The organism is Roseovarius roseus (assembly GCF_043355935.2).
Classification (GTDB): Bacteria; Pseudomonadota; Alphaproteobacteria; order Rhodobacterales; family Rhodobacteraceae; genus Roseovarius; species Roseovarius roseus.
Genome location: NZ_JBHFPE020000005.1, coordinates 60,855 through 73,181 on the forward strand (window position 1 = coordinate 60,855; position 12,327 = coordinate 73,181).

Here is a 12,327-nt window from a genome sequence, read left to right on the forward strand (position 1 = left end):
GGTCCGGCGCGCGGGCGGTGCATGCTGCCCGCGCACCCAACGATAAAAAGAGGGAGCAAGATATTGACCAGCCAAGCTGAAGCCCTGCCCATCACCGTGCGCGGCGTGACCAAGACCTATGGCCGCGTGCATGCGCTGGACGATGTGTCGTTGGACGTGAAAAGTGGCGAGTTCTTGACCCTGCTTGGCCCTTCAGGCTCGGGCAAGACGACGCTGCTGATGGTGCTGGCGGGCTTTACCCGGCCCGACAAGGGCAGTCTGCGGTTCGGCGAGGATGAGATGATCCGCACCGCGCCGCATCTGCGCGGCGTGGGCATGGTGTTTCAGAACTACGCGCTTTTCCCGCATATGACCGTGGCCGGGAATGTCGGCTATCCGCTGCGCCTGCGCGGTGTTTCCAAATCCGAGCAGGCCGAGCGGATCGAACGCGCGCTGGAGCTGGTCCAGTTGGGCGGTTATGGCAACCGCGGGATCGAGCAGCTGTCGGGCGGGCAGAAACAGCGCGTGGCGCTGGCGCGCTCCATCGTGTTCGAGCCGCGGATTCTGCTGATGGACGAGCCGCTGTCGGCGCTGGATAAAAAACTGCGCGACCGCATGCAGATCGAGCTGCGCCACCTGCATGAACAGTTGGGTATGACCACCGTCTATGTGACCCATGACCAGCGCGAGGCGCTGACCATGTCCGACCGGATCGCCGTGGTGAACCACGGCAAGATCATGCAACTGGCCGAGCCTCAAAAACTCTATGACCGACCCGAAAACAAGTTCGTTGCGGATTTCATCGGCGATTCCAGCTTCCTGCCCGTCACGCGGGATGGGGCGGGGGTCAAGTTTGGGGACATGGCCTTGCAGATGGATGGCGCCGTGCCTGATGCTCAATCGCTCCTCCTGATGGTGCGCCCCGAGCGGGCACGCCTGCTGGTGGGCGAGGTGCCTGAAGACACGAATGTCTTTGACGCCACCGTGACCGAGCTGGTCTATCAGGGCGAGAGTTACCTGCTGTATGCGCGGCTGAAGGACAGCAGCGAGATCGCCGTGCGCGGCGCGATCCGCGAGGGCACCTTCGCAGGATTGCCGCGCGCCGGAGACACCGTGAAATTGGGTCTTCACAAGGCCGATACGGTCGTCATCGCGGATGGGGGCAGCTAGATGGCCGTCACCGATATCCCCAGCGACATGCATGCAGCCGGGCTGCGCCGCGACGAGCGGATGGAGCGGTGGAAGCTCTTCGGCCTCGGCTCGCCCGCCTTGCTGCTGGTGCTGGTGATACTCGTCATCCCGGTGGGCTGGCTCTTCTATGTGTCCTTCGTCGGCGCCGACGGGAACTTCTCGCTGGAGAATTACGAGCGGATGGTGTCGCGCAAATCCTACATGCGCATCTTTATCACCACCTTTCAGGTCAGCATTTTTACCACCGCGCTCTGTATCCTGATCGGCTATCCGCTGGCCTATTTCATGTCGCAGCTTCCGGCCAAATGGGCGGGGCTGTGCCTTGTCACCGTGCTTCTGCCCTTCTGGACCTCGCTTCTGGTGCGCACCTATGCGTGGCTGGTGCTGCTGCAAAAGCAGGGTCTGGTGAACCAGTGGGCGATCAGTCTGGGCCTCTGGGACGAGCCGCTGAAATTCGTGCATAACATGACCGGCACGCTGATCGGCATGGTGCATATCATGCTGCCGTTCCTGATCCTACCGGTCTATGGTGCGATGCGGGCTATAGATGCCGACTACCTCAAGGCAGCGTCCAACCTTGGCGCCAGTCCCAAGCGCGCCTTCTGGACGGTGTTCTTTCCGCTTTCGACACCCGGCCTTTTCGCCGGATCCCTCATGGTCTTCGTGCTTTGCCTTGGCTTCTTCGTGACGCCTGCCGTGCTGGGGGGTGGGCGCGTCATCATGGTGTCGATGAAGATCGTCTCGAACATTGAGCTTTTCGTGAACTGGGGGGCGGCCAGCGCCCTCGGCGTGGTCCTTCTGGTGATGACGGGGATCATCCTCTGGATCGCATCGCGTTTCCTGAGGCTCGAGCAGATGGCGGGGGGAGGTCACTGATGCTGACCTGGCTCAAATCCCCCGCGTCAGAGACGCAAGTGACTCATGGCCAGCGCCTCTGGCTCTATGTCTTTGCCGTGATCGCGATGACGCTTCTGGTGTTGCCGACGCTGATCGTGATCCCGATGTCCTTCTCGGATTCGCAATACCTGGAATTCCCGCCCGAGACATGGTCGCTGCGCTGGTATCGGCACTATTTCGGATCCGAGGAATGGATGCTGGCGACGCGCACCTCACTGAAAACCGCCGTTTTGACGATGCTGGTGGCGACGCCCATCGGCGTGCTGGCGGCCTATGCGCTGCACGCATCCAAGCTGCCTTATATCCGCGCGGCTTTTGTCCTTTTCATCACGCCGATGATGGTCCCCGTGGTGCTGATCGCCATCGGCGCCTTCTATGCCTATGTCAAATTGCAGATCCTTTACACGATCACCGGCCTCGTACTGGCGCATAGCCTTTTGGCGACCCCACTGGTCGTCATCGTGACCGGATCGGCGCTCAAGGGGTTTGACATGAACCTTGAGAATGCCGCGCGGGCCCTTGGCGCGCCGCGCTGGAAGGCGTTTCTGACGATCACGCTGCCGCAGATCCGATTCGCGGTGGTCACGTCGATGCTGCTGTCGTTCCTTGCGTCCTTCGACGAGGTGGTGATCGCCATGTTCATCTCGGGCGGGGACAACCCGACGCTGACGCGCAACATGTTCAACGCGCTGCGCGATCAAATCGACCCGACGATCGCCGCAATCTCGACGATCATGATCCTCGTGACGACGGTGATGATGGTCCTTGCCTCGCTATTCGGGCGTGATAAGTCCTGACGACTATGACACGTCATGACTATATCATCGTTGGCGCAGGATCGGCAGGCGCGGTGCTGGCCGCGCGGCTGGCGGGCATCGGCAAATCGGTGCTGCTGCTGGAGGCGGGCGGCACAGGGCGGCATCCGTGGGTCAACATCCCTCTAAGCTATGGCAAGGTCTTCTACGACGCGCGCTTCAACTGGAAATACACGACCGAGGCCGAGCCTGAACTGAACGGGCGGCCCATCTACTGGCCGCGCGGCAAGGTGCTGGGCGGCTCCTCGGCGATCAACGCGATGGTCTGGGTGCGCGGGCACCCGAATGACTATGCCGAGTGGGGTGCCGCCGCGCCGGGCTGGGGCTGGGAGGATGTGGCGCCCGTGTTCCGGCGGCTCGAGAAATTCTCGGGCGGCGCCTGCGAGCATCGCGGCGGCGACGGACCGCTGAGCGTGACCGGCATGGACGGCTGGATGCACCCGCTGACGCGTGCCTATGTGAAGGCCGCGGAAGAGGCGGGGATTCCGACCAACACCGACTATAATGGCGCCGCCCTTGAGGGCGCGTGTTTCTACCAGATTTCAACCGCCGGCGGCCGCCGCGCCTCGACCGCGCAAGCTTACCTCCTGGCGGCACGCAAGCTGAAGAACCTGCGCATCGAGACGGGCGCGATGGCGACGCGCGTGCTGATGGAGGGCAAGCGCGCGACCGGCATCGAATATGTCCAGCGCGGCAAGACGAAGACCGCTTATGGCACCGAGGTCATTCTCAGCGGCGGGGCCATCAACACGCCGCAACTCATGATGCTGTCCGGGATTGGCCCCGCCGCGCATCTGCGCGAGCATGGCATCGAGGTGGTGCAGGACAGTCCACATGTCGGGCAGAACCTGATGGATCACCTTGGCAGCGATCATCTCTTCCGCACGAATAGCGCCAGCCTCAATCAGGTGCTGCGGCCCTGGTGGGGCAAGGCGCTGGCGGGGATGCAATACGTGCTGCGCCAATCCGGCCCGCTGGCGATGAGCCTCAATCAGGGCGGCGGCTTTGTCCGGCTGGGGGAGGGTGACGGGCCGCCCGACACGCAGCTTTATTTCTCGCCGCTCAGTTATTCCAGCGCGCCCACCGGCAAGCGCCCGCTGATGAGTCCCGATCCCTTTCCGGCGGTGCGCATCGGCTTCAACCCGGCCAAGCCGACCAGCCGGGGGAGCATTACCCTGCGTTCGCCAGACCCGATGGCGCCGCCCGTCATGCGTGGCGGATACCTGGCGACCGAGCATGACCGCGATCTGATGATCCGCGGCACGCGCGAGGTGCGGCGCATCGCGTCGATGCCGTCTCTGGCCCGCGTGATAGAGACGGAACTCGATCCCGGCCCGGAGTGCCAAACCGATGACGAGATCCTCGATTTTGCGCGCCGCGACTCCTGGACCGTGTTCCATCAATGCGGCACCTGCCGAATGGGGCAGGACGCCGCGACGTCGGTCGTCGATCCCAAGCTGCGGGTGCATGGCATTTCCGGCCTGCGGGTCGCCGATGCGTCGATCTTTCCCACCATCCCCACAGGCAATACCAACGCCCCCGCCGTTATGGTGGGCGAGCGTGCGTTTGACCTCATTACCCAAGGATAGAGACTGATGAAAATCACAAGGATCGAGACGTTCACCACCGAATTCGTCGGTTTCGTGCGGCTGATGGTGGAGGATGGCAGTACCGGCTGGGGGCAGGTGTCGACCTATCACTCGGATATCACCTGCAAGGTGCTGCACCGGCAGGTCGCACCGCATATCATGGGCCGCGATATCGCGGATCTGGATGACCTGATGGACCTCGTGGTCGAGCGCGAGCATAAATTTCCAGGCTCCTACCTGCGCCGCGCGATGGCGGGCGTCGATACCGCGATCTGGGATCTGCGCGGGCGGCGCGAGGGCAAATCGGTGGCCGAGCTTTTGGGCGGCACGCCAGGCAAGCTGCGTGCCTATGCCAGCTCGATGAAGCGCGACATCACGCCAAAGGAAGAGGCCGAGCGGATGAAGCGGCTGCGGGATGCGCATGGCTTTGACGCCTTCAAGGTGCGCGCCGGGGCCGAGGTGGGGCGCGGCCGCGATGAATGGCCGGGCCGCACCGAGGAGATCATCCCGACGATGCGCCGCGAGCTTGGGGATGATGCCGCCCTCCTGATCGACGCGAACAGCTGCTATTCCCCCAAGCAGGCCATAGAAGTGGGCCGGATGCTGGAGGATCATGGATTCACCCATTTTGAGGAGCCCTGCCCCTATTGGGAACTGGAGCAGACCAAAGAGGTGACCGATACGCTCGATATCGACGTGACCGGCGGCGAACAGGATTGCGATCTGCCGACATGGAAGCGGATGATCGACATGCGCGCGGTCGATATCGTGCAGCCGGACATTCTCTATCTCGGCGGCATCGCCCGCACCCTGCGCGTGGTGAAGATGGCCGAGGCCGCTGGCCTTCCGGTCACGCCCCATTGCGCCAACCTGTCGCTGGTCACGCTCTTTACCATGCACCTTCTGCGCGCCATCCCGAATGCCGGGAAATACCTCGAGTTCAGCATCGAGGGCGCCGATTATTACCCGTGGCAGGAGGGGCTTTTCACCTCGAATCCCTACACCATCGAAGATGGCCACGCCACGGTGACGGACGCGCCCGGCTGGGGGATCGAGATCAGCCCCGACTGGCTGGCGCGCGCGCATTACAGTGTCTCGGCCGCATAACAGAGATGACATCAGGGAGAAGCGAAAATGATCAGCCTCGACAGTTTCAAGGATCTTGCCGGGGTCGAGCTGGGCCCCTTCAAGCCCAAGCCGACCACCCTCACCGAAGGTCAGGAGGAATCGGCGCAGAACCTCTGGTCCTCGCCTGACGGGCTGACGAATATCGGCGTCTGGGAATGCACCGAAGGGCGTTTTACCGCAGACCGTACGTCGGCGGGCGAATATTGCCACATCATTGCGGGCCGCGCGACGGTGCGCAACGAGGATGGCAGGAATCCCCGCGAGATCGGGCCGGGGGATCTGCTGGTGCTGCCGCAGGGCTGGAAGGGCGAGTGGGAGATCCACGAGCATATGCGCAAGCTCTACATCATCAGCCCGTCCGGCTAGTCGGCCTTCACAAAGCGGACGCGTTGCCGTGCTATTGCGGTGGCAGGACGATTCGGAAAGGCTGTGGGCATGATTTCAAACGAGGCGCTGGTGGCCGCCATCCCCTTGCCAGCGCTGCTGATCGCGCGCGACATGCGGGTGCGCGCGGCCAATGCGGGGGCGGTGCAGGTTCTGGGCACCTCTGGTGTGGGCGGGCATGTAGCGCGGGTGCTGCGCTATCCCGCCGTGCTGAACGCGATCGAGGAATGCCGCAACACCGATACCCGCACCGAGGCGCAGTTCCTGGCCGATGACGCGGGGCAGGACGCGCTTTACGATGTCAGCTGCGCGCCGGTCGACGGGGCGGTGCTGCTGTGCCTGTCGGATGTTAGCCCGGCGATGCAGGCTGACCGGATGCGCAGCGATTTCGTCGCCAATGTCAGTCACGAACTGCGCACACCGCTGACTGCCCTGACGGGCTTTATCGAGACGCTGCGCGGCCCGGCCAAGGGCGATGCGGCGGCGACCGATCGCTTCCTTGGCATCATGCAGGACGAGGCGGGCCGGATGGAGCGCCTTGTGCAGGATCTGCTGTCGCTGAGCCGGGTCGAGGCGCAGCAGCGCCAGCGCCCCACCGCGCGGGTCGATCTGCGCGCCGTGGTACAGGCGGCGTTGGAGGGCCTGCGCGGGGTGGCCGAGAAATCGGGGATCACGCTGAACCAGGCCCTGCCTGATGCGCCAGTAATCGTGCTGGGCGATGCCGATCAGCTGCGGCAGGTCTGCCTCAACCTGGTCGAAAACGCGATCAAATATGGCGGGCAGGGCGGCCGTATCGATATCTCGCTGAGCGCCGAGGAGCAGAACGGCGCGCTGCGCGGGCCCGCCGCCATCCTGACGGTGCGCGATCACGGGCAGGGGATCGACCCCGTGCATATCCCGCGCCTGACCGAGCGGTTCTACCGCATCGACAGCCACCGCTCGCGCCAGATGGGCGGCACGGGGCTGGGCCTTGCCATCGTAAAGCATGTGGCGCAGCGCCATCGTGGGCGCCTCAGCATCGATAGTCAGCCGGGCGAGGGCTGCACGTTTCAGGTGGCCCTTCCGCTGGCCCCGCCCGAATAGGTCGCCCCCAAATGCCGCACTGCGGAATTGCGCGTTGTCCCGCCCGGCCCATCTGGTAGGATGGCGCCGGTTCCGCAGCCCCCGCTGAGCCACCCCGAGGGAGACCCAACGTGAGCGAGCACATATCATCCGCCTATGATCGCGAGCTGGAGTCCATCGAGGTGCTGATCACCCGAATGGGCGGACTGGTCGAAGAGGCGATCCTCAACGCCGCCTCCGCCCTCGAGGCGCAGGATGAGGAGGCCGCCGAAGAGGTGCGCCGCGCTGACCGCGCCATCGACGCGCTGGAGGATCAGCTGAACGACGAGGCCGCCCGCATCATCGCCCTGCGCGCGCCCACCGCGCGCGATCTGCGCAACATCCTGTCGGTGATCAAGATTTCCGGCAATCTCGAGCGGATTGGCGACTACGCCAAGAACATGGCCAAGCGGACCACCGTGCTGGCCGGGTTGCCGCAGGTCGAGGGCGGCACATCCGCGCTGCGCCGCATGGCGCGCGAGGTGGGGCGGCTGCTCAAGGACGCGCTGGACGCCTATGTGCGCAGCGACGTCGACCTGGCGCGCGACGTGCTGCGGCGCGATCAGGAGATTGACCAGATGTACAATGCCATCTTCCGCGAATTCCTGACCTTCATGCTGGAGGATGCGCGCAACATCACACCTTGCATGCATCTGCACTTCATCGCCAAGAATACCGAGCGGATGGGCGACCATGCCACCGCCATTGCCGAGCAGGTGATCTACATTGTCACCGGCACCCACCCCGACGAGGACCGCCCGAAAGGCGACCGGACCTCTGTCGACAGTAGCGTGGCCCCGGCATGAGCGCGGCACGTCCCACCGTCCTCGTGGTCGAGGATGAGGCGGCGCAGCGCGAGGTGCTGGCCTATAACCTCGAAGCGGCCGGTCTGGAGGTCGTGCGCGCCTCGGATGGCGAGGAGGCGCTACTGCTGGTGGCCGAGACTGCGCCGGACCTGATTCTGCTGGACTGGATGCTGCCGCATGTCTCGGGAATCGAGGTGTGCCGCCAGATCAAGGCGCGCAGCGCGACGCGGACGGTGCCGATCATCATGCTTTCGGCGCGCAGCGAAGAGGTGGACATGCTGCGCGGGCTTGATACCGGCGCAGACGATTACATGACCAAGCCCTATTCGCTGGCCGAACTGATGGCGCGTGTGCAGGCACAGCTGCGCCGCTCGCGCCCTGCCGCCGCGGGCGCGCGGCTGGAGTTTTCGGACATTGTGTTGGATGGCGAGACGCACCGCGTGACCCGCGCGGGCAATGAGGTCAAGCTGGGCCCGACCGAGTTTCGCCTGCTGGCCACCTTCATGGAAAAGCCGGGCCGCGTGCTGAGCCGTGAGCAGCTGTTGGACCGGGTCTGGGGCCGCGACATCCATGTCGACAGCCGCACGGTGGACGTGCATGTGGGTCGGCTCCGCAAGGCGCTGGGACCGGGCGGAGAGGGCGGCGCGCTGGTGCCTGACGTGATCCGCACGGTGCGGGGCGCAGGCTACGCGCTTGGATAGCCTATAGCGGCTGCCCCATATCGGCCATCATCTGTCGCAGCCCCGCCTCGATCTCGCGCTTGCCCGCGCTGGCGGCGGTCTCAAGCACTTTCGAGATGCTGGGCGAGGCCTCGGCGCCAGTCACGCGCTGGATTGGCTGATCGAGCCAATCAAAGACGCGGCGCTGCAGCGCATCGGCCAGCCATCCGCCATAGGAGGTGCCTTGCGCGCCCTGCTCGACAATCAGCACGTTGTTGGTCTTGCGGATCGACGCCTCAACGGTGTCCCAATCGAGAGAGGCGCGATCAAGGCTGCGCAGGTCGATGATTTCGGCGTCGATGCCCAGTTCCTCCACCACTTGCCGCGTTTTTTCCACCATAGCGAGGTAGGTCAGCACGGTCAGCTTGGCGCCGGTCCGCACGATACGCGCGCGGCCAAGCGGGATGATATAGTCGAAATCATCGACCGGCGCGGTGCCTTTGCTGCCGTAAAGTTCCACATGCTCCAGCACCAGAACCGGATCGCGGCAGAGAAGGGCCGCGTTCATCAGGCCCACGTAATCGAAGGGCGTCGCGGGCGCGACGATGCGCCAGCCGGGGGCGGTGGCAAAGATGCCTGCTGGATCCATTGAATGTTGCGAGCCATAGCCGGTGCCGATGGCCACTTTCGTCCGCAGGACCAGCGGCATGTCGGCGTCGCCGCCGAACATATGGCGGAACTTGCCGATCTGGTTGAACACCTGATCGGCGGCGACCCACATGAAATCGGGATACATGAATTCGATGACCGGCCGCACGCGGCCGTCCGCCGCCATGCCCGCCGCGATGCCGGTAAAGGCATTCTCGCTGATCGGGGTGCCGAGGATGCGGGCGGGGAAGGCATCGGCCAACCCGCGCGTCGCGCCGTTGGTGCCGCCCTTGAGGCGGTGGACATCCTCGCCCAGCACAACGATCCGCTCGTCCTGCTCCATCCGGCGCTGCATCACGTCGGCGACGGTATCGACGAACTTCGCCTCGTGGAGCTTGCCGTCGAAACCGGCCTCCTCGGCGGTGCGCACGCCCTTGAATTCCGACAGATCGCCGCGCAGGCCGGCGTCGCGGAAGTTTTCCTCTGGCCAGAGGCTTGGGACGATGCGGGGGCGGCCCTCGTGCATCTCGGTCAGCTCGCCCGCGACGTCCTCCATCAGTGCCACGGAGCGGCCCCGCAGCGCCGCGATGTCATCCTCGCCCAGCACCTGACGCTCCATCAGATTGCGCGCCATCGCGTCCAGCGGATCGCGCGCGCGCCAGTCCGCCTCTTCTTCCTTGCTGCGATAGCCGAAGGCGCTGCCGGGCAGGGGGCCGTTCTGGTGGAAGAAGCGGTAGAGATCGGCCTCGATGATGGTCGGGCCGTTCCCGCCGCGCATGATATCGTTCGCCGCGAGCGACGCGTGATAGACGGCCACCGGGTCCATCCCGTCGACCTTGAAGGCGGGTATGCCGAAGGCAAGGCCACGTGACGAGAGGCGCGGCTCGGCGGTGGATTCCTCGACCGTAGTGGAGACGGCATAGCGGTTATTCTCGATGAAGAAGCAGATCGGCAGCTTCCACGCTGCCGCGATGTTCATCGTCTCCAGGACCGATCCGATATTCGTCGCGCCATCGCCGAAATAGCTGTAGACGACGCGGTCGGTGCCGGCATTGCGATGCGCCCAGGCCGCGCCCGCCGCCATCGGGACGCCGCCGCCGACGATGGCGTTGGTACCAAGGTTCCCGGCCTCCTCCCAGCGCAGATGCATCGAGCCGCCGCGCCCCCGGCAAAAGCCTTGAGCGAGGCCCATGATCTCGGCCATGGTGCGTTTCGACAGCTCGCGGATGTCGCTTGGAAACTCCTCGGTCGCGGAAATGCTGGCCGCCACATGGCGCAGCGATTTTGCCAAGAACTGGTGATGCGCCCGGTGCGAGCCGTTGACCTGATCGCCATCCCCCAGCGTCATGGCCGAGCCGACCGCGCCGCCCTCCTGCCCGATGGCCGAATGCGCGGGGCCGTGGACCAGCTGCTTGCCAGCGAGGTCCAGCACCTTCTCCTCGAAGGCGCGGATGAGGTGCAGCTGCGCGAGGATCGTGCAGCCCGTCTCGGGGTCGATGGCGTTTCGGTCATCGTCCGTTACGGTGATCTCGCGCCAAGGCGCGAGGGGGGTAAGGTCGCGGTATTCGGGCATTCTGGGATCCTCTCAGGCGACCATGTAGAGGCCGCCATTGACCTGTATCGTCTCGCCGGTGACAAAGCTGGCGGCGTCTGACGCGAGGAAGGCCGCGACGCTGGCCACCTCCTGCGGCAGGCCAAGCCGGGCGAGCGGGGTGAGTTTCAGCGTTTCCTCGGCGCGCGTTTTCTTGAAATCGCCGATCATGGCGGTGTCGATGATGCCGGGCGCGATGGCGTTGCAGCGAATGTCAGGCGCCAGCTCGCGGGTCAGACTGCGCATCAGCGCGCCGACCGCACCCTTGGCGGCGGCGTAGTGGGCGTTGCTCTGCGCGCCGCGATGGGGGGCCAGCGAGGTTAGAAACACGATGGCCCCGCCCGGTTTCAGATGCGGCTGCGCGCGGCGGCAGATATAGAAAACGCCGTCTAGGTTGATCGCCATGAGGCGGCGCCAATCCTCGTCCGACATTTGGGCGAAGGGCTGCGCGGGATAGATGCCCGCGCCGGGGATGAGAAAGTCGATACCGCCGAAGCGGGAGACGGCGAGATCGGCCAGCGCCTGCGCATCCTCGGGGCTGGCGGCGTCCCCGGCCAGCGTGGTGATGCGGTTGCCGCCGAGGTCCTCGGCCAGCGCGTTTAGTGCCGCTTCGTCGCGGTCGCCCAATACAAGGTTCGCGCCCGAACGGTGAAAAAGCTCGGCTATGCAGCGCCCGATGCCGCCCGCGGCGCCGGTCAGTAAGAGCGTGCGCCCGCTGAAATCGAAACTCGCGTTCATCTCAAAACCCCCGCGCGCGAAAGCCGCCATCCGACAGATGCGCATGCCCGTTGATGAAAACCGCCGCATCGCTGGCGAGATAGACCGCCATTTCGGCCACTTCCTCGGGCGTGCCCATGCGGCCCTGCGGCGTGCGCGCCTCGATCTTGGCGAGGTCCAGCTTGCCTTCGGCGATCAGCTCATCGGTCAGGGCGGTTCGGATATAGCCGGGGCAGATGGCGTTGACGCGGATGCCGTGCGGCGCCCACTCGTCCGCCAGCACCTCGGTCAGGGAAATCACTCCAGCCTTTGACGCGCAATAGGCCGCGCGATTGGCCGAGGCCGACAGGCCCCACATCGACGCGGTGTTGAGGATGACGCCGCCATCCTGCGGGATCATGTGCTTTGCCGCTGCTTGCGCACAGATAAACGTGCCCGTGAGGTTGACGTCGATGGCGCGGCGCCAGTCGGCTAGGCTCAGCTCCATACTGGGCCGGTTCATCGAGATGCCCGCATTGGTCAAGAGGATATCAAGGCTGCCGTAGCTATCCGTGCAGGCTGTGCAAGCGGCGGCGACATCGGCCTCATCCGTGACCGAGCCTTGATGCGTCTCGATTCGGGCATCGGGGTAGGCGGCGCGCAAGGTCTCGGCGGCCTTATCCAGCGCCTCTCCGTCCAGATCCATCAGCATCAGATGCGCGCCGTGGCGGGCAAAGGCGTGGGCCATCGCATAGCCGATGCCGCGCGCGCCGCCGGTGTTCAGCACGGCGCGGCCCTTAAGGCCGGGATAGGTGGCGGGGGCAAACTCTCGCGTCATCATGT

The 12,327-nt window shown here is 65.0% G+C and carries 12 protein-coding genes; 9 read left to right on the forward strand and 3 right to left on the reverse strand.

Annotation, left to right across the window (positions count from 1 at the left end):
- Positions 1-21 precede the first annotated feature (21 nt).
- From ACEWPL_RS10310 to phoB, 9 genes are all read left to right on the forward strand, one after another.
- Positions 22-1,149: an ABC transporter ATP-binding protein gene (locus ACEWPL_RS10310; RefSeq protein ID WP_393934407.1), complete on the forward strand. Its 1,128-nt coding sequence runs from the start codon at positions 22-24 to the stop codon at positions 1,147-1,149.
- Positions 1,150-2,046 carry an ABC transporter permease gene (locus tag ACEWPL_RS10315; protein ID WP_393934406.1) on the forward strand — a complete coding sequence of 299 codons (897 nt, stop codon included), beginning with the start codon at positions 1,150-1,152 and terminating at the stop codon, positions 2,044-2,046.
- The gene (locus ACEWPL_RS10320) at positions 2,046-2,864 is read left to right on the forward strand and encodes an ABC transporter permease (RefSeq protein WP_393934405.1); all 819 of its coding nucleotides are present in this window, start codon (positions 2,046-2,048) and stop codon (positions 2,862-2,864) included. Before ACEWPL_RS10315 ends, ACEWPL_RS10320 begins: the two co-directional genes overlap by 1 nt.
- Positions 2,865-2,869: 5 nt before the next feature.
- The gene (locus ACEWPL_RS10325) at positions 2,870-4,471 is read left to right on the forward strand and encodes a GMC family oxidoreductase (protein WP_393934404.1); all 1,602 of its coding nucleotides are present in this window, start codon (positions 2,870-2,872) and stop codon (positions 4,469-4,471) included.
- Positions 4,472-4,477: 6 nt separating this feature from the next.
- Entirely contained in the window at positions 4,478-5,578 is a 1,101-nt protein-coding gene (locus ACEWPL_RS10330; protein ID WP_393934403.1) for a mandelate racemase/muconate lactonizing enzyme family protein, read from the forward strand.
- A 27-nt stretch (positions 5,579-5,605) separates the two neighbouring features.
- On the forward strand, positions 5,606-5,965 hold the full coding sequence (locus ACEWPL_RS10335) for a cupin domain-containing protein (protein WP_393934402.1): 360 nt from the start codon (positions 5,606-5,608) through the stop codon (positions 5,963-5,965).
- Positions 5,966-6,034: 69 nt separating this feature from the next.
- Positions 6,035-7,066, forward strand: coding sequence for a sensor histidine kinase (locus ACEWPL_RS10340; protein WP_393934401.1), 1,032 nt, complete (start codon positions 6,035-6,037; stop codon positions 7,064-7,066).
- A gap of 110 nt (positions 7,067-7,176) precedes the next feature.
- Positions 7,177-7,890, forward strand: coding sequence for a phosphate signaling complex protein PhoU (phoU, locus tag ACEWPL_RS10345; protein ID WP_393934400.1), 714 nt, complete (start codon positions 7,177-7,179; stop codon positions 7,888-7,890).
- Positions 7,887-8,591 carry a phosphate regulon transcriptional regulator PhoB gene (gene phoB, locus ACEWPL_RS10350; RefSeq protein ID WP_393934399.1) on the forward strand — a complete coding sequence of 235 codons (705 nt, stop codon included), beginning with the start codon at positions 7,887-7,889 and terminating at the stop codon, positions 8,589-8,591. Before phoU ends, phoB begins: the two co-directional genes overlap by 4 nt.
- A gap of 1 nt (position 8,592) precedes the next feature.
- Here the strand turns inward: phoB and ACEWPL_RS10355 are convergent, their stop codons facing one another.
- Genes ACEWPL_RS10355 through ACEWPL_RS10365 form a run of 3 tightly spaced genes read right to left on the reverse strand, consistent with a single transcriptional unit; the run spans position 8,593 to position 12,325 of the window.
- Positions 8,593-10,770 (reverse strand): alpha-ketoacid dehydrogenase subunit alpha/beta, encoded by a 2,178-nt coding sequence (locus tag ACEWPL_RS10355; protein ID WP_393934398.1) that lies wholly within the window; start codon positions 10,768-10,770, stop codon positions 8,593-8,595.
- Between the two features lie 12 nt (positions 10,771-10,782).
- Positions 10,783-11,526: an SDR family NAD(P)-dependent oxidoreductase gene (locus ACEWPL_RS10360; RefSeq protein ID WP_393934397.1), complete on the reverse strand. Its 744-nt coding sequence runs from the start codon at positions 11,524-11,526 to the stop codon at positions 10,783-10,785.
- Between the two features lies 1 nt (position 11,527).
- Positions 11,528-12,325: an SDR family NAD(P)-dependent oxidoreductase gene (locus ACEWPL_RS10365; protein ID WP_393934396.1), complete on the reverse strand. Its 798-nt coding sequence runs from the start codon at positions 12,323-12,325 to the stop codon at positions 11,528-11,530.
- Positions 12,326-12,327: the final 2 nt, after the last annotated feature.